The sequence below is a fragment of the Caulobacter soli genome (assembly GCF_011045195.1).
Lineage (GTDB): Bacteria > Pseudomonadota > Alphaproteobacteria > Caulobacterales > Caulobacteraceae > Caulobacter > Caulobacter soli.
The window spans coordinates 4,592,657-4,617,695 of the sequence record NZ_CP049199.1; the positions used below are offsets into that span (position 1 = coordinate 4,592,657).

Consider the following 25,039-nt stretch of genomic DNA (forward strand, 5'->3'; position numbering starts at 1 on the left):
CGCCCTCCCGGGTTTCTGATCAGCGATAATAAACAAGAACGGGAGGGACGCGATGAGCTCAGCGGAAGGCCGCAAGGCTGTCTTCATCACCGGGGCCGCCAGCGGCATCGGCCTGGCCAGCGCCAAGCGCTTCGCCGCCGAGGGCTGGTTCGTGGGCCTGTCCGACATCGACGCCGTGGGGCTGAAGGCCGCCCTGGTCGCCATCGGGCCCGCCAACGGCGCGATCTTCAAGCTGGACGTGCGCGACCGCGCCGCCTGGACCGCCGCCCTGGCCGACTTCGCCCAGCTGACCGACGGCCGCCTGGACGTGATGCTCAACAACGCCGGCGTCGCCAAGTTCGGCCCGTTCGAGAGCCACGCGGACGCCGACGTCGACCTGCAGCTGGACATCAACGTCAAGGGCGTGATCAGCGGGGCCCGCGCCGCCCTGCCCTGGCTGAAGGCCACGCCGGGATCGCGGCTGATCAACATCTCGTCCTGCGCGGGCCTCTACGGCTCGCCCAGCCTGGCGGTCTATTCGGCCACCAAGTTCGCGGTGCGGGGATTATCCGAGGCGCTGGACATCGAATGGAAGGCGCACGGCGTCAGCGTCGCCTGCGTGATGCCCTGGTTCATCGAGACGCCGATCCTGGCCGTCGGCGCGCCGGGCTCGAACCAGAACATGGCCGACACCCTGCGCGAGGGGGGCCTGCCGGTCTATCCCGTGGAAGACGCCGCCGAAGTGGTCTGGCGCGCCGTCCACGGGAAGGACCTGCATTATTTCGTGGGCAAGCGGGCCAAGCAGATGCGCTTCGCCAGCAGTCACATGCCCGGAGCGGTCAGGAAGCAGCTCCGGTCGCGCTCGCCGCCGACTTGACCGCGTCGCTCGACGAGGACGAGGTCTTGGTCGGGTGCATGGCCGGGGCCGAGGCGGGCTCGGAGCCCTGACCCAGCGGGCCGCCCATGCCGCCGGCGACGGTGGCGGGCTTGTCGGGCGAGGCGATGACGACGGCGCTGGCCAGCTGGATCGGCGCGGCGGACTTGCCGTCGGCGGTCGTCGTGGCGGCCAGGCTGGCCAGGGTCACGTTGGGCAGCTCGTCGGCCGTCGACGGCCGCGGCGTGCGGCTGAAGGCGTCCGGCGCGCCCGAGCGACCGCCGAAGCGGTAGAACACGTGCATGCCCACCTGGGCCACGCGCAGCAGGCGCGGCCCCCAGCCCGGCGCGACGCCGGTGGTGTGGAAGTGGGTGGCGGCGCCGACCTCGGTCATCACCGCGCCCGACAGAGCCCGGGCGGCGACCTTCTGGGCGCGGTTCCAGGCGCCGGTCTCGCGGGTCTTCCGCATCGAGCCGTCGCAGGCGAAGCTGAACTGGCAACCGGTGTGGGTATAGGCCCCCTGGAACACCACGCCGCAGATCGATTTCGGGAACGAAGGGTGGCGTACGCGGTTTAGAACCACTTGAGCCACGGCCGCCTGGCCGCTCGGGGTCTCGCCCCGGGCTTCGTAATAGACCGCCTCGGAAAGGCACTCGAGTTCACGCGAGCTTTCCAGGGCGTTGGTCAGACGGAACGGCGCGACGGCCGGATTGAACGGACCCCCGAAGCTGGCGCGAAGCAACAGAGGCTGGCGGTCTGAATCGGATTGCTGGCGCTGTTCGAGACGTTCGACCAGCAGGGCCGACTGCCGGTCGCGCTGGGCGCCGCCGGCGACGGTGTAAGGATCGTGACGACGGGCGATAGCCAAAGCCCCGGCGTCCATCCGCGACGCGGCCTGATACAGCGCCGCGTCGGAGAAATTCCCCTCCGCGCCGTCGGCCAGGCGAGATACGCGAGCGTGCTGACTAGCGGCCTGGGCCATGCCCCCCGCAAGGTAAACGCCGCCGAGCGCCACACCGGTGGCGGCTCCAACCAATACGGCGCCGATCAGCGCGCGCGCGTCTGCGCACGTCTGCGACTTGATAAACAAAACTCGTGTCCTGCGCGGCGAGGGCGAACCGCCCCCCGACAAAAACGCCCTCAGAAACCCGGAAAAAATACTGTCGGGCAGTCCTGAAAGCGGAGGCTCGGCCGGTTCACGATGGTGGCCGAAGTCCTACTTATGACCGCCTTATGACGCATCGGACCACGAGTCGCAAGCGCACGCGGCGCCGCACCCTGAATTTTGGCCGCCCGCGGAACAGATCGAATGGTTAATTCTTTGATTCTAACGAAAAAACGCGACAGTCACAAAATTCGCCTTCGTGGTGAATATTAAGCCCGCGGGATAGCATTCCGCAGGGGCGCTCTCTACGGAACCCCAGTCGTCAGACGCTGTTACTCTAGCGATCCCTGTAATTGTCCCACAGGACATAATGTCTGCTTTTCGGGCAGTTTCGGTGCGGGTTTCGGAGGCATTAAGCCTGACGGCGCGCTAACCGCGATGGACCGCCAAAAGCGCCCCCTTCCGGACAGCGCCTTGAAACTACGGACGATCCCTGACCCGAGGTCCCGCGAGCGACAGGCGCGGTCCGTGGCCGCGCCCTTGCTCGCGCAAGCTGCGCCGGGCAGAACAGTCGCGTAGCGTATCGGGGGCGATCCATGCGGACGATTTTTCACGTGGCGGCGCTCGCCGCGACCTTGGCGCTGACCGGCCCGGCCGACGCGCGCGACACCAAGCCCCGGCTGCCCGCCTCGGCGACCTCTCCCGTGGACGACGCCATGGCCTTCGCCTTCCAGGAGGCCAACGATCATATCCAGCGCCAGGAATACGCCCAGGCCTACGCGGTGCTGGAAACCCTGACCGCCAAGCCGGCCTTCCAGTCCACCCCCAGCGAGGTGCGCCACGCGACCTGGCTGCTGATGGCCGGCGCGGCCGGAGAGGCCCGCGACTGGCCCAAGGCGCGGACGGCGATCGAGAAGGCCACGGCCTTTCCGGAGGCCAGCGCCTATGACTGGCAGACCCGGATCAGGATCGACCGCTACAGCGGCGACATGGCCGACGGTCTCAGGAGCCTCGCCGTCATGGCCCGGCGCTTTCCGGACGGCCTGGCCCAGTTCCCCGACGAGGAGATCGGGCGCTGGTTTGACCGCGCCAAGATCGAGACCGACCAGGACCTGACGTTCGACTTCGTCGACGCCCTGTTGGCCAACTGGACGCCCAACGATCCGTTCACCGAGCTGGACGGCATGCGGCAGATGCAGATCGAGGGCCTGCTGCGCCATGGCCGCACGGCCCAGGCGATCGAGGCCGCGCGAAAGATCAGCAACCCCGACGTCCTGATCGCGATGCGCGCCGACAAGCGTTTCGACGCGCTTTCGGCGGCGGGTCCGGGCCTGCTGGACCCAAAGGCCGCCGCCTTGCGGCAACTGGCCGGGATCGACACCCTGCACGCAGCCCATCCCAAGCTGCTGTCGGGCGTCGACGCGCGGGCCAGCGCCCTGCTGGACCTGGATCGCGGCGAAGAAGCCCTGACCTTCGTCGAAGCCGCGATCGCCCGCGCCCAGAAGGATCCCGAAGCCTTCGACGACACCGAAAGCAAGCTGGCCTGGACGATCAACGTCAAGAACCACGCCCTCGGATCGCTGGGACGCGACGAGGAGGCGCTGGAGGCTCTCGAGACCGCGGCGCGGGTGCCCGAAAGGGGCAAGGCGAACGTCAACCAGACCCTCAACCTCGCCGCCCAGCAGATGAGCATGGGCCGCTTCAAGGCGGCGCTGGCGACGGTGGCCTCGGTGCGCGACGATCGCGTCAGCCCCTATGGCAAGAGCGTGGGCCTGCGGATCACCGCCTGCTCGGCCACGATGTTGGGCGACCTGACGACCGCCGACGAGGCCCTCGGACAACTGCGCGGCCTGAAACTCGAGGCCAAACGGCAGCTGGAAGACGCCCTGCTGTGCCGGGGCGACCTGGACGGCGCGGCGGCGATGCTGATCGAGCGGCTGCAAAGTCCCGTCCAGCGCAACCTCTCGCTCTTTGGCCTGCAGATCACGCCGCTTCGCCCCTCGCCGCTTCCGCTGGACGTGGCGCTTCGACAGCGCCGCGCCGAGCTTCGCGCCAGGCCGGACGTCCGCGCCGCCATCGACGCGGTCGGCCGGGTCATCACCTACAGCCCCGAGGATCTGTGGCCGCCGAAACCGGCGACCTGACCGCCCTGGACGTCGTCCGCCCTAGCGGCCCCGAGCCAGCAGCTTGCCGGCCAGCCAGCGTCGCGCGGGCTCGTCGTACAGCTTCAGGCAGGCATAGGCGATCGCGACGGCGGCCACCAGCACCCCCGCCCCGACCAGCGCGCCCTGGGCCGGGCCGACCTTCTGGTCCACGACCCAGCAGGTGTAGATGTAGATCAGCGGATAGTGGGTGATGTAGAGCGGGTACGACAGGTCGCCGAAGAACCGGGCGGTCCGTACCGCCACGCCGTCCACGCTCTTTTCGCCCGCGCCGATGGCGACGATCAGCGGGAACAGCAGGAGCACGCAGGCGGCCTCGTAGAGACCGTTGATCCACAGCGCCGGGCCGCCGAACCGAGGCAGGGCCAGGGCCGCGATCAGCAGCAGGCTGCAGACGGCGAAGGCGTTCTTGACCCGGATCCGCTGGCCCAGCCGCATCAGCAGCACGCCGGCGAAGAACGGGAACATCACGCGCGTCAGGCCGATCCGAACGCCGTTGGCGTCCAGCGCCCAGCCGCCGATCAGGTCACCCCGCGCCCCGAACACCAGCAGGTGGACCATCGCCAGCCCCGCCAGCGCGACCAGCACGCCCAAGGCGCGGTTCGACAGCTTCCGCAGGCCCACGGCGTAGAGAATGTTGGCGATATACTCATAGAACAGCGACCAGGCCGGCCCGTTGAGCGGATAGATCTCGCCCCAGCCACGGATCTCCAGCGACGGCGGCAGCGGGATCATCACGAAGCCCAGCAGCATCACCGCCAGGATCTGCCAGACCGGAACCGTCGCCAGCTTGGGGAAGATCGAGAAGTGCTGGAAGCCGATCAGCGCCGCGCCGATCAGCCCGCCCATGATGATCATCGGCTGCAGCCGCACCAGCCGCCGCTTGTAGAAGTCCCACTGGCTCATGCCCGCCCAGCGCTCGTCATAGGCGTAGGCGATCACGAAACCCGACAGCAGGAAGAAGAAGTCCACCGCCATGTAGCCGTGGTTGATGATCTGCTTCTGCGGATCACCCCCGGCATGGGCCTCAAACAGGTGGAAGACCACCACCATCAGGGAAGCGACGCCGCGCAGCCCGTCCAGGATGACGTAATGGTTCTTGGCGGGGGCGGTCGCGTCGGTCGAGGTCGCTGCGGCGGGCGAGGTCATGCGCTGTCTGGGCCAATCTGCTGACGCGACAGGAGAAGAGTCGCGCCGAAGCGTTGCTGGGTTTATCGTTAAACCACAAGGTCGTTTTCAGACGCCGTTCCGACCGGAGACTTCAAGACGATGCAGCGCCCCGGCCGGTCCCGCGACGGCGCCAAGGTCACGATCAAGGCGGTGGCCGCCCGGGCCGGCGTCTCGGCCATGACGGTGTCGAACGTCTTCAACAACACCGGCAAGTTCAGCCGTGACACCCGCGAGCGCGTGCTGGCCGCCATCGAGGCGCTAGGCTACGTGCCCAATTCCGCCGCGCGCCGGCTGGTCGGCGCGACCCCGGCCCGCATCGGCCTGCTCTACGCCGGCGTCGACAGCCTGTTCATCGACACCACCCTGGCGGCGGCCGCCGTGGCCAGCGCCGAACGCGGCCTGCAGCTGATCGCCCGCAAGGCCGCCTCGCCCGAGGACGCGCTGGAGGTCGCCCGCGCGCTGCAGCGGTCCGGGGCCGACGCCTTGCTGCTGCTGCCGCCGTTCGACCTGGTCCTGAGCGGCTCGCCCGCGTTCCAGGCCCTGGGCCTGGCGACCGCCGCCGTCGCCACGGCCGCGCCCCTGCCCGACATGTTCACCGTGCGCATCGACAACCGCGCCGCCTCGCGGGCGGTGACCGAGCTGCTGATCGCCAAGGGGCGTCGACGCATCGCGGTGATCGCCGGCCCCCAGGACCATTCGGACGGCGTGGAGCGCCTGCTGGGATGCCGCGACGCGCTGGCGGCGCACGGCCTGGCCCTGACCGACGACCTGGTCATCGAGGGCCGCTTCACCTTCGAGTCGGGCCTGGAGGCCGCCGAACGGCTGCTGAGCCTGCCCGTCCCGCCCGACGCGATCGTCGCGGCCAATGACGACATGGCCGCCGCGGCGCTGTGGACCGCGCACCGGCGCGGCCTGACCCTGCCGCGCGATCTGGCCGTGACCGGGTTCGACGACACCCTGCTGGCCACCCGCGTCTGGCCGCCCCTGACCACCGTGCGCCAGCCGATCGACCGGATGACCGCGCGGGCGCTGGACCTGCTGCTCGACGCTGTACGCCGAGGTCCCGGACCCGTCGCGCCCACCGACATCCTCGAAGCCTACGCCCTGGTGGAGCGCGCCTCGGCCTAGAAGGCTTTTACCGATCGAACTTGGTCGACAGGATGATCGAAGACGTCGTGCGCTCCACGCCAGCCACGTGGCCGATGCGATCGAGCACCTCGTCCATCTGCGCGACGGTGGCCGTGGCGGCGATGGCGATCATGTCGTAGTCGCCGCTGACCGAGTGCAGCAGCCGCACCTGGGGGATGGCGCGCAGGGCGGCCTCGACGGCGCGGGCCTCCTTGGGGCCGATCTTGATCATCACGTGCACCCGCACCGCCCCGTGCTCGAGGTCGGGCGCCACGCGCGCGCCATAGCCCAGGATCACGCCGTCACGCTCCAGGCGCTCGATCCGGCTCTGCACGGTGGTGCGCGAGCGGCCCACCCGCCGGGCCAGGTCGGCGGTCGAGGCCCGGCCGTTGTCCTTCAGGGCGGCGATCAGCTTCTCGTCGATGGGGTCTATCGTCATTATGATGGTCTAAACCTGCGTTTCGCCGAAACCTTGGCGTCAAACCGACGATCCCGCCACTAGGATTCGAGGGAACGGCGGGGATGATGTCCGCCCCTGGAGTTGCGCGCCCCGTGCTGAGCCAAGATCACCAAGACGCCCTGGCCGCCATCGTCGGCCCCGCCGGCCTGATCGTCGACGCCGCCGACCGCGCCGCCTACGAGACCCCGGCCCGCTACGCCGGCGGCGTGGCCGCGGCGGTCGTGCGGCCCCGGACGACGGCGGAGGTCTCGGCCGTGGTCGGCTACTGCGTGCGCCACGGCCTGGCCTTCACGCCCCAGGGCGCCAACACGGGCCTGGCCGAGGGCTCGACGCCGGACGGCAGCGGGACGCATCTGGTGCTGTCGCTGGACCGCCTGACCGCGCCGCTGGAGATCGACGTCGCCGACCGCACGGCCACCGTGGGCGCGGGCGTGCGGCTGTCGACCCTCAACGCGGCGCTGGAGCCGCACGGCCTGTTCCTGCCCATCGACCTGGGCGCCGACCCGACGCTGGGCGGCATGGCGGCCACCAACACCGGCGGGGCGCGGTTCCTGCGCTATGGCGACATGCGCCGCCACGTGCTGGGCCTGGAAGTGGTGCTGGCCGACGCGGCGGGCACGGTGCTGCAGCTGTCCCACGGCCTGCGCAAGGACAACGCGGCGCTCGCCCTGCGCCAGCTTTTCGTCGGCGGCTGCGGCAGCCTGGGGATCATCACGGCGGTGACCGTCGAGGTTCACCACCGCCCGCGCCAGAGCGCCGCCGCCTTGCTGGTCCCGCGCGACGCCGAGGCGGTGCTCGCGCTGCTGCAGGCCTTCGAGGCCGAAGCGGGGGCGAGCCTGACCGCCTTCGAGGGCATGTCGCGCGCGGCCATGGAGCGGGCGATCGCCCACGTGCCGTCGCTCAGCAATCCGTTCGCGGGCGGCGTTCCCGACTACGCCGTGCTGGTCGAGCTGACCCGCAGCTGGACCCCGCGCGAGGGCGAGGCGTCGCTGGACGAGGTGCTGCAACAGATCGCCGGCGACCTGCTGGAACGCGACGACAGCCCCCTGGTCGACGCCCTGTTCGGACCGGCCGAAAAGATGTGGGCCCTGCGCCACGGCCTGTCGGAAGGCCTGCGGGCCAGCGGGCCGGTGGTGGGCTTCGACCTGTCGTTCCGCCGCCGGGACCTGGCCCGTTTCCGCCGCGACGCGACGCTGATGTTGGAGGCCGACTTCCCCGACTTCGCCCTGTGCGACTTCGGCCACGTGGCCGACGGCGGGGTGCACTTCAACCTGGTGCGCACGGGACCGGCCGATCCGGCCCGCTATCACGCCCTGCGCGAGGCGGTGCTGACCCTGGCCGTCGACGGCTTTTCCGCCAGCTTCAGCGGCGAGCACGGCCTGGGCCGGGCGTTCCAGGACGCCTATGACCGCTTCACGCCCCGGCTGGTGCAGGACTACAGCGCGGCGGTGGCGGCGGTGTTCGGGACGGGGTCGGCCAGCGTGAGGCTGGGGCCGGCTTTGAAATCATGAGCTTTCCCCTTACCACCGCTCATCCCGGCGAATGCCGGGACCCAGATGGAATGGCTTTGAGGCGGCTTCCTCGAACTCAGAGCGGATCCAGCCCGCCACACCGCCATGGGATCTGGGTCCCGGCATTCGCCGGGATGAGCGGATCAAGATTTCAAGCTTCCAGGACTATCCGATGACCACCCTGCCCTCCGCCGTCGCCGAAGCCCGCGCCATCCTCGGCCGCCTCGGCGTCACCGCGCCCCTCGACGGCGGAACCCTGGCCGCGCGGTCGCCGGTCACCGGCGAGGTCCTGGCCCAGTTGCCCGAGCACACCCCCGCCCAGGCGACGGCCGCCATCGACGCCGCCCACGACGCCTATCTCGCCTGGCGCAAGGTTCCCGCTCCGCGTCGCGGCGAGTTGGTGCGACTGCTGGGCGAGGAGCTGCGCGCCGCCAAGGCCGACCTGGCCGCCCTGGTCACCCTGGAGGCCGGCAAGGTGGTCTCCGAGGGCCTGGGCGAGGTGCAGGAGATGATCGACATCTGCGACTACGCCGTGGGCCTGTCGCGCCAGCTGTTCGGCCTGACCATCGCCACCGAGCGTCCGGCCCACCGGATGATGGAGACTTGGCATCCGCTGGGCGTGGTGGGGGTGATCAGCGCCTTCAACTTCCCCGTCGCCGTCTGGTCGTGGAACGCGGCCCTGGCCTTGGTCTGCGGCGACGCCGTGGTCTGGAAGCCGTCGGAGAAGACCCCGCTGGTGGCCCTGGCGACCCAGGCGTTGTTCGAGCGCGCCGCCGCCCGGTTCGGTTCGGACGCGCCGGCCGGCCTGTCGACCCTGCTGATGGGCGGCCGCGAGGTCGGCGAGGCCCTGGTCGACCATCCGAAGGTCCCGCTGGTCTCGGCCACCGGCTCGACGGCCATGGGCCGCACGGTGGGCCCCAAGCTGGCCGCCCGCTTCGCCCGCGCCCTGCTGGAGCTGGGCGGCAACAACGCCGCCATCGTCGCCCCTTCGGCCGATCTCGACCTGACCCTGCGCGGCGTCGCCTTCGCGGCCATGGGCACGGCGGGCCAGCGCTGCACCACCCTGCGCCGGCTGTTCGTGCACGACAGCGTCTATGACGCCTTCGTCGGTCGCCTGAAGAGCGCCTATCCGTCGGTGCCGGTCGGCGACCCGCGCCAGGCCGGCGTGCTGGTCGGCCCGCTGATCGACAAGGCCGCCTTCGACGCCATGCAGTCGGCGCTGGACCAGGCTCGCGCGGCCGGCGGCCGGGTGGTCGGCGGCGACCGCGTCGAGGTCGCGGGCGCTGACGCCTTCTACGTGTCGCCCGCCCTGGTCGAGATCGACGAGCAGGTCGGCATCGTCAGGCGCGAGACCTTCGCGCCCATCCTCTACGTGATGCGCTACACCGAGCTGGCCGACGCCATCGCCGCCCAGAACGACGTGGCCCAGGGGCTGTCGTCGTCGATCTTCACGCTCAATGTCCGCGAGGCCGAGCTGTTCGTGTCGGGCGAGGGCAGCGACTGCGGCATCGCCAACGTCAATATCGGCCCCTCGGGCGCCGAGATCGGCGGGGCGTTTGGCGGCGAGAAGGAGACCGGCGGCGGCCGCGAGGCCGGCTCCGACAGCTGGAAGGCCTATATGCGTCGCGCCACCAACACCGTGAACTACGGAACCACCCTGCCGCTGGCGCAGGGGGTCACGTTCGACGTTTGATATTTTCATAGACCGCTCATCCCGGCGAACGCCGGGACTCAGATGGAATGGCTTTGAGGCGGGTTCCTCGAACTCAGAGCTGATCCAGCCCGACACACCGCCATGGGATCTGGGTCCCGGCATTCGCCGGGATGAGCGGAATTTAAAACTCTAACTCCCGGACCGCCCCATGAGCCACCTCTCCACCCTCGTCGCCTCGGCCGTCGGCCAGAAGGCCGCCGCCACGATCCTGGACGTGCTGGACATCGACCCGGCCCTGACGGCCCAGGCCGAGGGGCCCGTCTCGCGCGCGGTGTTCGCCATGGCCCTGAACGCGGTGCTGTTCCACGACATCATGGGCCGGGTGCCCCTGGGCGCGGCCTACACCACCGAGCGCCGGGCGGCGGGTCACCGGATCCTATTCGACCACGGCGCCCTGCGGACCATCGATTTCGGCGACGGCGCTCCCACCGGCGCCCTGCCGGCCGGCCACCTGGCCTTCGCGCGGATCCTGGAGCCCTTGGGCTATCACGTCGCCGACCTCTATCCGCTGGACCGCTTGAAGATGACCGGCCGGGCCTTCGCCCACCGCGACTTCCCCGAGGCCATCCCGCAGTTCTTCGTCAGCGAGCTGCACGTGACCCGCTTCTCGGGCGCCTTCCAGGTGATCGCTCACGCCGTGTTCGACACCACCGCAGACGCCTTGCAGGAAGAGGCCCGCCGCGCCCTGGCCGCCTTCGCCGCCGAGGGCGCCTGCGACCTGGACGCGGCCCGCGCCGCCCTGCCCCAGGTGGTCGCCGCCTTCGAGCGCACCCACGCCACGCCGCGGCTGGAGCACTACAAGGCCCTGCTGGCCGAGTCGGCCGAGGCCGCCTGGATCGCCACCGAGGGCCAGGCCTTCAACCACGCCACCGACCGCGTGCCCGACGTCGAGGCCGTGGCCGACGTCCAGAAGGCCCTGGGCCGCCCCGTGAAGGACACCGTCGAGGTCTCCGGCTCGGGCCGCGTGCGCCAGACCGCCTTCAAGGCCCAGCCGGTGGAGCGCGTGTTCGTCACCGATGAGGGCGAGGTCACGCTGACCGTGCCGGGCTCGTTCCACGAGTTCATCAGCCGCGACCGCCACGTCGACGAGGCGGGCGTCGAGCGACTGGACCTGCGGTTCGACAGTTCCAACGCCCAAGGCATCTTCAAGATGACCGGCACGGGCTGAGCCCCAAAGCACAACAGGCGCGGCCGAAGCCGCGCCTGCCAGGCTTATCGCCTTCGTTCGGGCCTAGGCTTCGGGACCGACGAAGGTGTAGTCGCCCATCGGCACCCGGACCTCGCGGCCCGAGACGACGGCGTCGAAGTCACCCATCAGCTCGGCGGCCTGATGGTGGCGGGGGTGGCCCGCCGGCACGATCCAGTACTTGTAGAAGGTCACGGCCGAGCCGGGCGCCAGCTTGCCGAACTGCACGGCCAGTTCGCCGGCGTGGCGCGGCGGGGCCTCGATCGCGGCGCTGACCACCTGGTAGTCGTTGGCGATCGCCGTCGCGGTCGCCTTCAGCAGGCCGGCCACCGACAGCGACACCCTGGCCCCCTTCTCGACCCGATGGCAGTGGGCCTCGAAGACGAAGCGCTCGGCCGTGTCGTCCTGATTGTAGAACTTCAGGACCGCCTCGCCGGTCAGCGAGACGTCGACATTGTGCCAGCCGGCCGCGCCGTTGCGTTGCAGCCAGGTCGAGGAGTTCCAGTTGCCGCCACCGCCGTCGGGCTTGTTGGCGAAGAACTCAGACCCCGCGGCCGTGATCATGCAGTAGTGGCCGGCGCCCGGGAAGTTGACGCCGAACGCCAGCTGGGTGGCCGACCGAGTGCCGGGCGGCAGGGTCAGCGCGCCGTTGATGTCGACCAGCGGCGAGGTTTCGAACTGGTCGTCATAGGTGAAGCACTGGATCCAGCTGCTGGGCGGCGGCAGGAACCCGGCGTCGGTATAGTACATCCGCACGATCGGCTTGGTGATCGTCACGCCGATGTTCAGGCTCTGCGCGCGGCCGTAGGCGTAGTTCTTCAGGCCCGGCGCCGGGCCCCAGACGCTCTGGCTCCAGTTGGTGATCAGCAGCCGGGGCGAGGTGGGGGTGGAGCCGTTGACGATCACGTCGGGACTGGCCGTCAGCGTGCCCTGCTTGGGGATCTCGCCGGTGTTGGCGACATTGGCGCGCACGAACAGGCCGTACCAGCGCGAGAAGGCGAACTGGGCCGCCCGGATCGCGTCAGGCTGGTTGACCCCGATCGCCGCGCTCAGGTCGTTGGCCAGGGCGGTGACCGACATCTGCTGGCCGTCATTGGGCGTCGCCGCCCAATAGGTGTCGGCGTAGAGGGCGCCGACGATCGCGGCCAGCGCGCCCAGGTCGAACGGCGGACGCCAGTCCATATAGAGGTTTTGGATCGCCGTCGTCGCGGGATCGCCCGCGTTGAAATACTTCAGGCCCTTGTCCCAGTAGACCTGGGGAATGGCGGCCACGGCGGCTTCGGCATCATAAGCCATCACTGTCTCTCCCTTGATTGGGCTGGCGTCGGACGGGGAGCCGAAGCTCAGCCATGAGGTGTGGATGTTCAGATACGCCACTTGCGATTGCATATTATGCCGACACCCGGGAGACGGTGCAGAAATGCACTTTTTAGTATTTAATTCATAAAAAGATTTCCATAGGTTGTAGTGAAGCTTGTCGCATGCCGTGGCGCTGAGCTTTTTAGCCGACGAGGTTCAGAGCGATATCGCCAGCCTAATCCTCGGCGGTGGCCAGGGCCTGGGCCAAGGCGACCAGCTGGCCGCGCACCTGGGGACGAAGGCCCGAGAAGGCCTTGACCAGGGCGTGCGAGCCCGGCTGGTCGAGGAAGCGGATGACCTCGTCGCGCGGCGTCCGCCCCTCTTCGACCGGGCCATCCAACCCCTCGAAGAAGGCGACCAGCGGCGTGTCGAGCTTCTGGGCGATCTCGTACAGCTTCGACGCGCTGACCCGATTGGCCCCGCGCTCGTATTTCTGCACCTGCTGGAAGGTGACGCCCACGGCCGTGGCCAGCTCGGTCTGGCTGATCTTCAGCGCCCGGCGTCGCAGACGGATAAGGGCGCCGACATGGCGGTCGATAGGGTGCGGGGAGCGGGTCTCGGTGTCGTTCAAGGCTCTCGTCCTGGTCACGCGGCCGACGACGTCGCCGGCCTCATGGCCCAGATACGGCTCAGGTTGGAGCGCGGTTGCGGTGACGGAATGTCACACGCTGAAAGGGAAGTTCCAGGCCGTCTAGCTCGCCAGCGCTTGGCCGATCGCCAGCCGCAACTGGCGGTCTGACACCGGCTTGAACAGCACCTCGGCCGGATGGTCCTGGTAGATCCGCTCGATCGTGGCGGACTCGCGCGAGCCGGTGATGAAGATCACCTTGGAGCCGACCGTGGCGTGGATGGCCAGGGCGGCGTCGACGCCGTCCTTGTCGCCGCGCAGGCGCACGTCCATCAGCACCACCTCGGGCTTGTGCATCATGGCCAGGGCCAGGGCCTCGTCGGCGGTGGTGGCCGTGCCGCACACCGTCATGTCCATGTCCTCGACCTGCATGCACAGGCCCTGGGCGATCAGGAACTCGTCGTCGACCACGAGCACCAGACGATTGAGGGCGGCGCTCATGCGGCCACCGGATCGGCGACGCGGATTTCGCTGCGGGTCTGGCCTCGGCGGCTCTGAACCATGATCGTACCCTTCAACTGAGCGACTAAACCTTCGATGATCGTGGAGCCCAGGGCCATCTTGGCCGCCGGCTCTCCTCCCAGACCCGCGCCGTCGCGGCTGTAGCCCTTGCCGTTGTCGGCGACGACCAGCAGCAGGCCGCCGTCGTCGGCCCGGCTGAGATTGACGTCGATCTCGCCCTGGCCGTCGGGAAAGGCGTGCTTGAGCGAGTTGGTCACCAGCTCGTTGACCAGCAGGCCCAGGGGAATGGCGAAGTCCAGGCCGACGTCCAGGGGAATGGCCTCGACCGACAGGTCCACGTCGTTGGCCCCGCCGCCGTGCACGATGTTGGTCGACAGCTCGTGCAGGAACGGCGCGATGTCGAAAGTCTTCAGGTCGGTCGAGCCCATCAGCTGCTGATGGACCAGGCCCAGGGCGAAGACCCGGTCGCGCAGGCTTCGCAGGGCCTGCTTGGCCTCGGGATCGGGCATCTGGCGGGTCTGCATCACCAGCAGGCTGTCGACGATCTGCAAGTTGTTCTTCACCCGGTGATAGACCTCGCGCAGCAGCAGGTCGCGCTGGGCCAGGGCGGCGGTCAGCTCGGCTGTGCGCGCCTCGACCCGGCGCTCCAGCTCGGCGGCCGACGGCAGGGCGGCGGCCTTGGGGATCAGCGGCCACAGGATGGCGGCCGTGGCGATCGACAGGATGGCGGTGACCAGCTTGATGATCCCCTCCACGCCATAGGCCGGCACCCACAGGGTCAGGATGGCCATCAGGTGGGTGGTGCCGCAGGCCAGGATGAAGGCCACGAACAGATAGGCCACCCAGCTGTACTTGATGTCGGGCCGGCGGCGGACGAAGGCGGCGATGGCCAGCGGGATCGACAGATAGGCCAGGCCGATGACGACGTCGGAACCCGCGTGCAGCGCGACCAGGCCGGGCGCCCAACTGAGGCAGAAGCCGTGCGGCGTCAGGCCGGAAGGATTAAGCAGCCAGTCGGTCCACGACATGTCCACGCCCCCAGTAGCCCATCCGGCAGGGCCTCATGAAGGCAGAAAATTTCTATTTCAGATAGTGTTTTCGCGAAGCGCGCGAGCGCTCATCGCCAGCCGAGCCGCCGGCTTCGGACGTGGCGGGTGATGATCCGGACGGTGACCATCTGGACCAGAAGCTTCCAGGCCTGGGCCAGCAGATTGGCGCGACGACGGCGCATGACGTGTTTCCTTTATGTGGGGATGGAAAAGAAAAACCGGCTGGCTCCGGGGGAGAGCCAGCCGGTCTGAGCGGCGCGGTTCCTTGGGGGAGGGCGAACCGGCCGCGGGACCTTCCGGGGCGTCGACGGCGGGGTGTCGAGGCGGGGAAGGCGTAGGGAGAGTTAAGCCCAGGATCGGACCGTCTTCTTGGACGATCCGACCCCGACTTGGCTTAGCCGAACAGCTTCGCGGCGGTCTTGGCGACCAGCTCGCCCTGGTGGCGGGCGCCGTCCAGTTCGATCTGGCTGGGCTGACGCGAACCGTCGGCCGCGGCGATGGTGGTGGCGCCGTAGGGCGCGCCGCCAGTGATTTCCTCCAGGGTCATCTGGCCCTGGTGGCTGTAGGGCAGGCCCACGATCGTCATGCCGAAGTGCAGCAGGTTGGTGATGATCGAGAACAGGGTGGTCTCGTTACCGCCGTGCTGGGTGGCCGACGAGGTGAAGGCCGCGCCCACCTTGCCGTTCAGCGCGCCGCGCGCCCACAGGCCGCCGGCTTGGTCCAGGAAGTTGGCCATCTGCGAGCTCATGCGGCCAAAGCGGGTGCCGGTGCCGACGATGATGGCGTCGTAGTTTTCCAGGTCGGCGATCGTGGCGATCGGAGCGGCCTGATCCATCTTGTAATAGGACTTCTTGGCGACCTCTTCGGGCACCAGTTCCGGCACGCGCTTGATGTCGACCGTGGCGCCGGCGGCGCGGGCGCCTTCGGCGACGGCGTTGGCCATGGTCTCGATGTGACCGTAGGCGGAGTAATAAAGAACGAGAACCTTGGCCACTTTGGCCTCCTTGGGCTGAACTTGGGTTTGGGACTTGGATTTGAAGAAGCGGGAGAACATCGGAGTTTCGACTTTGCGGCTTTGACGTTTCCGCCCTTTTCGTCCTCCCCGGCGCGAGACCAGGGAGGACGGGGCGAAAAGGTCGATTAGGCGGCGTCGACCAGCACCAGTTCGGCGTCTTCCAGCGCCTTGACGCGGATGACGGCCTCGTCCTGGATGGCCGCGCCGTCGCGGGTGTTGAGGATCACGCCGTTGATCTCGACCTTGCCGGTCGACGGAACGAGGTAGCCCTTGCGGTCGGCGCCGATGGCATATTCGGTGACTTCACCGGCCTTCAGCGTCGCGCCCAGGACCCGGGCGTCGGTGCGGATCGGCAAGGCGTCGGTGTCGCCCTCGAAGCCGCTGGCCAGGGCCACGAACTTGCCGCTGCGGTCGCCCTTGGGGAACGGCTTGGCGCCCCAGGCCGGACCTTCGCCGCGCTTGTTCGGGATGATCCAGATCTGGAAGATCTTGGTCGTGTCGCTTTCCAGATTGTATTCCGAGTGACGGATGCCGGTGCCGGCGCTCATCACCTGGACGTCGCCCGCCTCGGTGCGACCCTTGTTGCCCAGGCTGTCCTGGTGGGTGATCGCGCCTTCGCGGACATAGGTGATGATCTCCATGTCGGCGTGCGGGTGGGGCGGAAAGCCGGTGCCGGCCGCGATGGTGTCGTCGTTCCACACCCGCAGGGCGCCGTGATGGACGCGGCGCGGATCGTGGTAGTCGGCGAACGAGAAATGGTGCTTGGCGTCCAGCCAACCGTGGTTGGCGCCGCCGAGGCTGTCGAAGGTTCTGACGTCAATCATCGTCTTATCTCCTGGAGACCGAGCCCGATGGCCGTCTCTGTTGGAGGGAAGATGGCCTCTTGCCTTACGATGCGAAATGGAAATGATCGAAACAGACCGTTTCGTATTTTGATCTTATATCTTCCGCTCTTCCCGGCCTTCGCCGGGAAGAGCGGATATGGAGAGGCCCATGAAACTCCCCGACTTCGAGGCCTGGGCGGTGTTCGCCAAGGTGGCCGAGACCGGCTCGTTCGTCGGGGCGGCCCAGCAGCTGAACCTGTCGAAGGCCACGGTGTCCAAGGCCGTCACCCGGTTGGAGCAGAAGCTGGGGGCGACGCTGTTCCACCGCACCTCGCGGCGGCTGTCCCTGACCGAGGCGGGCCGCGCCTCGCTGCATCGCGCGACGCACATTCTGCAGGAAGGCGAGGCCCTGGAGGCCGAGGCCTCGGCCCAGTCGGCCACGCCGCGCGGCCTGGTGCGGGTGGCCGCGCCGATGTCGTTCGGCATCGCCCACCTGGGCCCGGCCCTGCCGGAGTTCTTCGCCCTCTATCCCGAGGTGTCGGTCGAGCTGTCGCTGTCGGACCAGTTGGTCGACATCGTCGAGGACGGCTTCGACCTGGCCCTGCGGATCTCGGCCCTGGAGGACTCCAGTCTGCTGGCCCGGCGGCTGTGCCCGGTGCGGGTGATGCTGGTCGGCTCGCCGGCCTATTTCGACCAGCGCGGCCGGCCCCAGCATCCCAAGGACCTGACCACTCACAGCGGCCTTTTCTACACCGGCGGCCGCTCCAAGGAGGTCTGGCGGTTCGAGCATGCCGAGCACGGACAATACGCGGTCAGCGTGCCCTCGCCCCTACGGGTCAACAACGCCGACATCCTGCGACCCTCGCTGCTGGCCGGCCTGGGCGTGGCCATGCAGCCGGACTTTCTGGCCTGGGAAGACGTGAAGAGCGGCTTGCTGGAAGAGGTGCTGCCCGACTGGGCCCCGCCGCCCATCGCCCTGCACCTGGTCACCCCGCCCAGCACGATCCGGCCGGCGCGCGTGGAGGTGCTGATCGCGTTCCTGGCCAAGCGAATGGCGACCGCGCCCTGGTTGGGGTGAGAGCTTTAAAAAGCCGCTCATCTCGGCGAACGCCGGGACCCAGATGGAATAGCGGTGTGGCTGACGCCAAGAGCGCCGAGCGTCTCCAGTCCGCTTCCCAGATTTAGGATCTGGGTCCCGGCGTTCGCCGGGATGAGCGGATCAAAAAGGCCTACGCCATCTCGTGCTTGTCGTTCAGGCACTCGCCGATCGCACGCGCGCAGCCCGGCAAGCCCAGGGCGCCGATGAACGACATGGCGACAGCGCAGACCAGCATTACAGGTTGGAAGATACGCATGCGAATTTCTCCACCGGCCAGTTCATCGTAGGGCGAGTTTCAGCCCAGATAAGGCTGAAGCTTGACGTTTGTTCCTGTGTGCAGGGAGTCCACGTCGGAAAAGCTCAGCATGCGGCAGATATGTCTCACCCGTATGTCAGTCACCCAACGCATAAGCGACACGAGCGGCCTCAATTCGACGCAATTTCGCCTCCAGCGCCGACCAGTCGTCGGCCGCCGCGATCGGCGCCCACAGGGCCTCGACCTCGTCGATCAGCAGCTCTTCGGGCTCCAAAGCGCTGAAAACCGGGCTTTCCAGCCGTTCTGGGCGGTCGGTCTCGAACTCGGCCAGCTTGCGACGGAAGTCCAGGAAGGCGTCTTGTCCGTACAGATCCGCGCGCGGACCGGCCAAGGCGCGCGCCGCCGACGCCTCGCCGCCGAACCAGTCGAAGAAGAACGGCTCCCAGCGCAGTGATTCGTCGCCGGCCGCCCCGCCTGTCGCAAGCGCCACGAACGCGGCCTGGACCAGGGCGACGTCCTCGTCGGCCGAGCGGCTCTTCAAGCCCAGGCGGTTCAGCACCGCCCCGCGCAGGGCGTCTCTATAGTGGTCGGAGAAACCGTTCAGGGCGGCGATCAGCCCGGCGTCGTCGGTGACCTGGGCCAGGCACCCGGCCAGCTGCTGCAGGTTCCAGAACACCGTCTCGGGCTGGCGGCCGAAGCTGTAGAGCCCCGAATGGTCGAAATAGGCGGCCGTGAAGTTCGGATCGTTCCGGGGCAGGAACCGCCAGGGGCCGTAGTCGAAGCTTTCGCCGGTCACCACCATGTTGTCGGTGTTGAGCACCCCGTGCACGAAGCCCGCCGCCATCCAGCGGGCGCAGAGCCGGGCGCTGGCCGCGACCACCTGTTCCAGCAGGACCTTGGGCCGATCCGGCTGGTCGGCGACGCCGGGGAAGTAGGTCTCGACCGCGTGGTCGACCAGTTTGGCGATGTTGTCGGGCCGCTCCAGATAGGCCTGGCGCTGGAAGGTGCCGAAGCGGATGTGGCTGTGCGACAGGCGGGTCAGCACGGCCGAGCGGGTGGGGCTGGGTTCGTCGCCGCGCACCAGGTCCTCGCCGGTCTCGACCAGGGAGAAGGCGCGCGAGGTCGGAACGCCCAGGGCCTCCAGCTGGGCCGCGGCCAGGATCTCGCGCACCCCGCCCTTCAGGGTCAGCCGCCCGTCGCCGGCCCGCGACCACGGCGTCTGGCCCGACCCCTTGGTGGCCAGGTCCAGCAACCGCCCGCTTCCCTGCTCCCGCAGCTGGGCGAACAGGAAACCGCGCCCGTCGCCCAGGTCGGGATTGTAGGTCCGGAACTGATGGCCGTGATAGCGCATGGCCAGCGGCCCCGGCTGATTGTCCGGCAAGGGCTGGAACCGCGCGAAATGGCTCAGCCATTCGGCGTCGCTCAGCCCCTCCAGCCCGACGGTCGCGGCGGCCCGGTCATTGCGGAACCGCAGGATCGTCTCGGGGAAGTCGGCGGGCGCGACGGGATCGGCGAAGTCCGGCCCCAGGCGCATGAAGATCGGGTCGGGGCGATAGCTCTGCGAGATCGGCATGCCCCGCACATGAGTCCATCCGTGGCGCGGCGCAAGTCTAACGTCGCCGACGGGTCGGTCCCTCAAAACCACGAACGGAAGATTGGGGATGGTCGGCGAACGCTGTCGCATCCGCGCAACAGCGGTTCGCGAACCGTTAATCCATAAGGTTTTTCCTTGCCGAGTATCCAGCGGGGCCGTAACCCTTGCGTGTCAATTCGAACAATCGTTCGGGTCACGACCAAATCAAAAGGCGGGGGCGATGCAAGCGCCCGCGTCATAAAACGAACCGAGGTAGGAAATGCGCTTTACTCAGGTGCTTTGCGGCACGGCGTCCGCCGTCGTGCTCGCCGGTCTGACCCCGATGGCGGCTCAGGCTCAACAATCAGACATCCCCACCGTCGACAGCATCGTCGTCACCGCCCAGAAGCGCGAGCAGAACCTGCAGGACGTGCCGGTGGTGGTCACCGCGGTCGGCGCCAAGCTGCTGCAGGACACGGGCGTCAAGGACATCAAGGATCTGACGATCCTGACCCCCGGTCTGACCGTGACCTCGACCACGTCGGAAGCCTCGACCACCGCCCGGATTCGTGGCGTCGGTACGGTCGGCGACAACCCTGGCCTCGAAAGCTCGGTCGGCGTCGTGATCGACGGCGTCTATCGCCCGCGCAACGGCGTGTCGTTCGGCGACCTGGGCCAGATGGAGCGCATCGAGGTCCTGAAGGGCCCGCAAGGCACCCTGTTCGGCAAGAGCACCTCGGCCGGCGTCATCAACATCGTCACCAAGGAGCCGGAGTTCGGCTTCGGCGCCGAAGGCGAGGCGACGATCGGCAACTTCAACGCCCACGGCCTGGCCGCTTCGGTGACCGGTCCGCTGTTCGGCACGGAAACCCTGGCCGGTCGCCTGTACGTCGCCGCCCGCGAGCGCGACGGCTATAACGACGTGGTCACCGGCAAGGGTCCCAGCGACCGCGACGAGGACGCCGACCAGAACTTCTACACCGTGCGCGGCCAGCTGCTGTTCGTGCCGGACGACAAGTCCAGCTTCAAGCTGATCGGCGACTACACCAAGCGCGACGAGAACTGCTGCGGCGCCGTGCAGATCCGCACCGGCGCCACCGCCGGCCTGCTGGCCATCGTGAACGGCGGCCCGGCCCTGGCCAACCCCGCCAATCCCTATGACCGCGTCGCCTATTCGAACCGCGGCGCCCCGGCCTCGGTCGAGGACAAGGGCGTGTCGCTGGAAGGCAAGATCGACACCGGCTTCGGCGAGATCACCTCGATCACGGCCGTCCGCAACTGGCGCACCGACAACGGCCAGGACTCCGACTTCAGCACCGCCGACCTGGCCTACCGCGTGAAGGACGGCACCAACTCGGCCGAGTTCACCACCTTCAGCCAGGAAATCCGCCTGGCGGGCCAGACCGACAAGTTCGACTGGCTGGTCGGCGCGTTCCTGGCCGACGAGAAGTTGGATAACAAGGCCAACTTCCTCTACGGCAACAACTACGAGCAGTATCTGGGCCGTCTGCTGTCGCTCGCGGCGTCGCCCAGCACCGGCGGCCTGCCCAACTTCGTCGCCACCCTGCTGAACCGCGCGCCCAACACCAGCTTCGTCGGCGGCCAGGGCCTGCACGACCGCTACCAGCAGCGCGCCACCACCATCGCCGGCTTCACCAACAACACCTGGCACGTGACCGACGCCTTCGACATCACCGCCGGCCTGCGCTACTCGATCGACGACAAGACACTGGACACCTACCAGACGACCAGCGACGGCGGGATCGCCTGCGCCACCGCCCTGTCGCCGGCCGGCCAACTGCGCATCGCCACCCTGGTCGGCGCCGCCAACGCCCCGACCGTCATCGGCAACCTCTGCCTGCCCTGGGCCAACCCCCTGTTCAACGGCCGCGGCACCAAGCAGAAGCGTTCGGACAAGGAATGGAGCGGCACCATCAAGGCGTCGTACCGCTTCTCGCCCGAGGTCTTCACCTACGCCTCGTACGCGCGCGGCTATAAGGGCGGCGGCTTCAACCTGGACCGCACCCAGTCGTCCAACGGCCTGCCCAGCGGCGGTTCGGGCATCACGCCGATCAAGGACACCTCGTTCCCCGCCGAATTCGTCGACAGCTACGAACTGGGCATGAAGAACACCCTGTTCAATCGCACGGTGCTGTTCAACATCACGGGCTTCTACCAAAAGTTCAGCGACTTCCAGCTGAACACCTTCCTGGGCACGTCGTTCGCGGTGCGCTCGATCCCGGAAGTGACCTCCAAGGGCGCCGACCTCGACTTCATCTGGTTCACCCCGGTGCACGGCCTGTCGATCCAAAGCGGCCTGAGCTATTCGGACACCAAGTACGGCGATCAGGCGGTTCCGAACGATCCGACCAACGCCCTGGCCCTGCTGCCGGGCAGCCGCATGTCCCTGGCGCCCAAGTGGTCGGGCACCGCCTCGGTGACCTACGAGCACCCGGTCGGCGACAGCCTGAAGGCCCGCTTCAACGTCGGCGCCAAGTACTCGTCCGACTACAACACCGGTTCGGACCTGTTCCCGCCGAAGGTCCAGAAGGACTACACCGTGGTCAACGGCCGCGTCGCCCTGGGCGCCGTGGACGACAAGTGGACCATCGAACTGTGGGGTCAGAACCTGTTCGACGAGAAGTACGAGCAAGTCGCCTTCAACGGCTTCCTGCAAGGCTCCTCGGGCCTCTCGGCGACCAACAAGGTCTACAACCCGGCCGCCGACACCATCACCTACGACGCCTTCCTGGGCGCGCCGCGCACCTACGGCATGACCCTGCGGGCCAAGTTCTAGGCCTGAAACCCGAACGGGCGGCGGCCTCCGCCGCCCGACTTTGAAACGACGGGAAGGGCGATCCGGGCGACCGGGTCGCCCTTTCCTTTGTCCCTTTCGCCGCGGCCAAGCTTTTATCGAATCCCGAACCGTCCCACCCTGGCGCTCAAGGATTCGTCGCGGAGGCCCATCCCATGAAGACCGTCCGACTGCTCGGCGTCTGGGTCTGCCTGTTGCTGGGGCTGGCGATCGCCAACCTGGCCCTGCGAACGCCCCCGCCCCTGCCGGCCAACGCCCCCGCCGACCAGTTCTCGGCCACGCGCGCCATGGCCGACGTCCGCGCCATCGGCGGCAAGCCCCACCCGATCGGCTCGGCCGAGATCGTCCGGGTTCGCGACCATCTGATGAGCCGCATCGCGGGCCTCGGGCTGGAGGTCTTCGTCCGCCCCGGCGAGGGCGTGCGCGAGGCGGCCAAGTGGTCGCCCCGCTCGATGGCCGTGGGCGCGGTGCAGAACATCGTCGCCACCCTGCCCGGGACCGACCGCGAGGCCCCCGCCGTGCTGGTGATGAGCCACTACGACACCGTCCACAACTCGCCCGGCGCGGCCGACGACTCCGCGGGCGTGGCCGCGGCCCTGGAGATCGCCCGCGCCCTGAAGGCCGGCCCCCAGCCCGCCCGCGACGTGATCTTCCTGTTCACCGACGGCGAGGAGCCGGGCCTGCTGGGCGCCGAGGCCTTCTTCGGTCGCGATCCCCTGCGCGAGCACGTGGGCGTGGTGATCAACATGGAGGCCCGGGGCGACGCGGGCCGCGCGGCCATGTTCCAGACCGGCCCCGACAGCGGCGACCTGATCCGCCTCTATGCCGGCGCCGCCCACCAGCCGACCGCCAACTCGCTGGCCGCCGCCGTCTATCAGCGGATGCCCAACGACACCGACTTCACCCACGCCCTGCGCGTGGGCCTGCCGGGACTGAACTTCGCCTTCATCGACGACCAGCTGGCCTATCACACGCCCCTGGCCACGCCCGACCACCTGAACCAGGGCAGCCTGCAGAACCTGGGCGACCAGGCCCTGCCCGTGGTCCGCGCCCTGGCCATGGGCCAGGCCCTGCCGGCCAAGTCGCCCGACCTGATCTATTCCGACGTCCTGGCCCTGGGCCTGGTGGCCTATCCGATCGAGATCGGCTGGGCGATCCTGGGCCTGGCCGGGGTGCTGATCGTCTTCACCGGCTATCGCGCCCTGCGCGGCAAGGCCGTGACCTTTGTCGAGATCCTGCGCGGGATCGCCGGCTTCCTGCTGCTGGCGGCCGGCGCCGTCCTGGCCCTGCACCTGGCCGGACGGCTGATCGGGATCGGCGACCAGCAGCGCTATTACGCGGTGCTGGGCCAGTTCAACGCCCTGCTGCCCGGCGCCGGGATCCTGCTGATCGGGGTCTGCCTGACGATCCTGATCCTGCAGGCGCGCGGCGTTCGCGGACTCTGGGGACGGGTCTGGGTCAGCCTCATCGCCCTGGCCGCCGGGGGTCTGTGCAGCCTGGTCGGCGGTTTCGACCAGATCGGCCTGGGCCTGGGCGTCGCCGTCGTGGTGCTGGCCTGGCTGAGCCTGGGCCGGGGCGTGGGCGTGTTCGGCGCCTGGCTGGGCGCCCTGCTGGTGGTGCTGGCCCTAGCCGTGACCGCGCAGGTGCTGCTGCCCGGCGCCTCGGTGATGCTGGCCTGGCCGCTGCTGGCCGCCAGCCTGGCCGCCGCCCTGGTCATGGCCGTGGGCGGCGCCCGCGACCGCCGCGTGGCCTGGCTGCTGACCCTGGTCATCGCCCTGGTCGCCGTCGCCGTGGTCGCCCAGCTGAGCGCCTGGGGGGCTTGGACCTTCGCCGGTGTGGGCCTGACCGAGCCGGCGGTGCTGGCGGTGTTCGCCATCCTGGCCGCCCCCGCCCTGCTGCCCCTGGCCTTCGACTTCGCCGCCTATCGCTGGGCTCCGATTTTCGCCGGCGTCGCCGTCGCGGCCGGGGTCGGACTGCTGGCCTATGCGGGCCTGGGCGACCCCGGCCCGACCCGGCCGCGCCTGGCCGAGGCCAGCCACCTGGCCGACCTGTCGACCGGCACGGCCTGGCGGGTCTCGCCCCAGCCGCGCCTGGATCCCTGGTCGACCGTGGTGCTGTCGGACAACGACGCCAAGCCCGTGCGCCAGGCCTATCCGCCGCTGTTCCGCGAGCCGGTCTGGATGGCCCCCACCAACGTCCTGCCGGTCGAGCGGCCGGTGCTGACCATCGACCGGGCCGGCGACCGCCTGCTGGTCCGCGCCGTGCCGACGGCCGGCGCCGAGGTCCTGACCCTGCGGCTACGGCCCAGCGTCGACCTGGACCAGCCGCGCCTGAACGGCCGGCCGATCGCCCTGCCGACCAAGGCCGGGGAATGGTCCAGCCTCAGCTATCACGCCCCCGATCCCAACGGCGTCACCCTCAGCTTCACCGCCAGGGCGGCCGGCAAGATCGAGGTGGCCGTGGTCGAGATCCGCGACGGCTGGCCGCGCGGCGCCTCGGCGATCCCGGCCAAGCCGCCGGGCCTGATGGGCATGGGCTATTCGGACAAGACGATCGTGCTGGATCGCGGGGCGTTGAGTTGGCCGGCGTTCGTGGACAGCGACACCCAGCCATAAATCCGCTCATCCCGGCGAATGCCGGGACCCAGATGGAATGGCGCTTTGGCCTGAC

The 25,039-nt window shown here is 68.9% G+C and carries 20 protein-coding genes; 9 read left to right on the forward strand and 11 right to left on the reverse strand.

The features are described from left to right. Window positions 1-52: 52 nt before the first annotated feature. Window positions 53-856 carry an SDR family oxidoreductase gene (locus G3M62_RS21335; RefSeq protein ID WP_165190556.1) on the forward strand — a complete coding sequence of 268 codons (804 nt, stop codon included), beginning with the start codon at window positions 53-55 and terminating at the stop codon, window positions 854-856. On the opposite strand, the gene G3M62_RS21340 is transcribed toward G3M62_RS21335, so the two are convergent. Next, window positions 819-1,943 (reverse strand): cell wall hydrolase, encoded by a 1,125-nt coding sequence (locus tag G3M62_RS21340; protein WP_165190557.1) that lies wholly within the window; start codon window positions 1,941-1,943, stop codon window positions 819-821. The genes G3M62_RS21335 and G3M62_RS21340 overlap by 38 nt on opposite strands. Window positions 1,944-2,554: 611 nt before the next feature. Between G3M62_RS21340 and G3M62_RS21345 the strand changes: the two genes are divergently transcribed. Further along, the gene (locus G3M62_RS21345) at window positions 2,555-4,102 is read left to right on the forward strand and encodes a tetratricopeptide repeat protein (RefSeq protein WP_165190558.1); all 1,548 of its coding nucleotides are present in this window, start codon (window positions 2,555-2,557) and stop codon (window positions 4,100-4,102) included. A 21-nt stretch (window positions 4,103-4,123) separates the two neighbouring features. On the opposite strand, the gene G3M62_RS21350 is transcribed toward G3M62_RS21345, so the two are convergent. Further along, the gene (locus tag G3M62_RS21350; RefSeq protein ID WP_165190559.1) at window positions 4,124-5,269 is read right to left on the reverse strand and encodes an acyltransferase family protein; all 1,146 of its coding nucleotides are present in this window, start codon (window positions 5,267-5,269) and stop codon (window positions 4,124-4,126) included. Window positions 5,270-5,389: 120 nt separating this feature from the next. On the opposite strand from G3M62_RS21350, the gene G3M62_RS21355 reads away from it, so the two are divergent. Next, window positions 5,390-6,418 carry a LacI family DNA-binding transcriptional regulator gene (locus G3M62_RS21355; RefSeq protein WP_165190560.1) on the forward strand — a complete coding sequence of 343 codons (1,029 nt, stop codon included), beginning with the start codon at window positions 5,390-5,392 and terminating at the stop codon, window positions 6,416-6,418. A 7-nt stretch (window positions 6,419-6,425) separates the two neighbouring features. Here the strand turns inward: G3M62_RS21355 and G3M62_RS21360 are convergent, their stop codons facing one another. Then, window positions 6,426-6,857 carry an Lrp/AsnC family transcriptional regulator gene (locus G3M62_RS21360; protein WP_165190561.1) on the reverse strand — a complete coding sequence of 144 codons (432 nt, stop codon included), beginning with the start codon at window positions 6,855-6,857 and terminating at the stop codon, window positions 6,426-6,428. Between the two features lie 113 nt (window positions 6,858-6,970). Here G3M62_RS21360 and G3M62_RS21365 point away from each other — a divergent pair, with 113 nt between their 5' ends. The 3 genes from G3M62_RS21365 to G3M62_RS21375 all read left to right on the forward strand — a co-directional run bounded on the left by G3M62_RS21365 (window position 6,971) and on the right by G3M62_RS21375 (window position 11,271). Further along, a complete protein-coding gene (locus tag G3M62_RS21365; protein WP_246263373.1) occupies window positions 6,971-8,389 on the forward strand; it encodes an FAD-binding oxidoreductase in 1,419 nt (472 codons plus the stop codon). Window positions 8,390-8,561: 172 nt separating this feature from the next. Continuing rightward, window positions 8,562-10,082 (forward strand): L-piperidine-6-carboxylate dehydrogenase, encoded by a 1,521-nt coding sequence (gene amaB, locus G3M62_RS21370; protein WP_165190562.1) that lies wholly within the window; start codon window positions 8,562-8,564, stop codon window positions 10,080-10,082. Between the two features lie 169 nt (window positions 10,083-10,251). Continuing rightward, window positions 10,252-11,271: a 2-oxoadipate dioxygenase/decarboxylase family protein gene (locus G3M62_RS21375; protein WP_165190563.1), complete on the forward strand. Its 1,020-nt coding sequence runs from the start codon at window positions 10,252-10,254 to the stop codon at window positions 11,269-11,271. Window positions 11,272-11,334: 63 nt separating this feature from the next. Here G3M62_RS21375 and G3M62_RS21380 read toward each other — a convergent pair whose 3' ends face one another. The 6 genes from G3M62_RS21380 to G3M62_RS21405 form a co-directional block, all read right to left on the reverse strand. Continuing rightward, a complete protein-coding gene (locus G3M62_RS21380) occupies window positions 11,335-12,585 on the reverse strand; it encodes a hypothetical protein (protein ID WP_165190564.1) in 1,251 nt (416 codons plus the stop codon). 238 nt (window positions 12,586-12,823) lie between these two features. Then, window positions 12,824-13,219 carry a helix-turn-helix domain-containing protein gene (locus G3M62_RS21385; RefSeq protein WP_165190565.1) on the reverse strand — a complete coding sequence of 132 codons (396 nt, stop codon included), beginning with the start codon at window positions 13,217-13,219 and terminating at the stop codon, window positions 12,824-12,826. A 120-nt stretch (window positions 13,220-13,339) separates the two neighbouring features. Then, on the reverse strand, window positions 13,340-13,717 hold the full coding sequence (locus G3M62_RS21390; RefSeq protein WP_165190566.1) for a response regulator: 378 nt from the start codon (window positions 13,715-13,717) through the stop codon (window positions 13,340-13,342). Continuing rightward, entirely contained in the window at window positions 13,714-14,766 is a 1,053-nt protein-coding gene (locus G3M62_RS21395) for a sensor histidine kinase (RefSeq protein ID WP_165190567.1), read from the reverse strand. The genes G3M62_RS21390 and G3M62_RS21395 overlap by 4 nt, the downstream gene beginning before the upstream one ends. 415 nt (window positions 14,767-15,181) lie before the next feature. After that, entirely contained in the window at window positions 15,182-15,781 is a 600-nt protein-coding gene (wrbA, locus tag G3M62_RS21400) for an NAD(P)H:quinone oxidoreductase (protein ID WP_165190568.1), read from the reverse strand. Window positions 15,782-15,927: 146 nt separating this feature from the next. Then, window positions 15,928-16,626 carry a pirin family protein gene (locus tag G3M62_RS21405; RefSeq protein ID WP_165190569.1) on the reverse strand — a complete coding sequence of 233 codons (699 nt, stop codon included), beginning with the start codon at window positions 16,624-16,626 and terminating at the stop codon, window positions 15,928-15,930. Window positions 16,627-16,795: 169 nt separating this feature from the next. Here G3M62_RS21405 and G3M62_RS21410 point away from each other — a divergent pair, with 169 nt between their 5' ends. Next, the gene (locus G3M62_RS21410; RefSeq protein ID WP_165190570.1) at window positions 16,796-17,704 is read left to right on the forward strand and encodes a LysR family transcriptional regulator; all 909 of its coding nucleotides are present in this window, start codon (window positions 16,796-16,798) and stop codon (window positions 17,702-17,704) included. 151 nt (window positions 17,705-17,855) lie between these two features. On the opposite strand, the gene G3M62_RS21415 is transcribed toward G3M62_RS21410, so the two are convergent. Then, window positions 17,856-17,981 (reverse strand): hypothetical protein, encoded by a 126-nt coding sequence (locus G3M62_RS21415; RefSeq protein ID WP_165190571.1) that lies wholly within the window; start codon window positions 17,979-17,981, stop codon window positions 17,856-17,858. 136 nt (window positions 17,982-18,117) lie between these two features. Further along, a complete protein-coding gene (locus G3M62_RS21420) occupies window positions 18,118-19,554 on the reverse strand; it encodes a protein adenylyltransferase SelO (RefSeq protein WP_165190572.1) in 1,437 nt (478 codons plus the stop codon). Window positions 19,555-19,834: 280 nt separating this feature from the next. Here G3M62_RS21420 and G3M62_RS21425 point away from each other — a divergent pair, with 280 nt between their 5' ends. Both G3M62_RS21425 and G3M62_RS21430 read left to right on the forward strand, forming a co-directional pair. After that, window positions 19,835-22,351, forward strand: a complete 2,517-nt coding sequence (locus G3M62_RS21425; RefSeq protein ID WP_165190573.1) for a TonB-dependent receptor — start codon at window positions 19,835-19,837, stop codon at window positions 22,349-22,351. 173 nt (window positions 22,352-22,524) lie between these two features. Further along, window positions 22,525-24,984: a M28 family metallopeptidase gene (locus tag G3M62_RS21430; protein ID WP_165190574.1), complete on the forward strand. Its 2,460-nt coding sequence runs from the start codon at window positions 22,525-22,527 to the stop codon at window positions 24,982-24,984. Window positions 24,985-25,039: the final 55 nt, after the last annotated feature.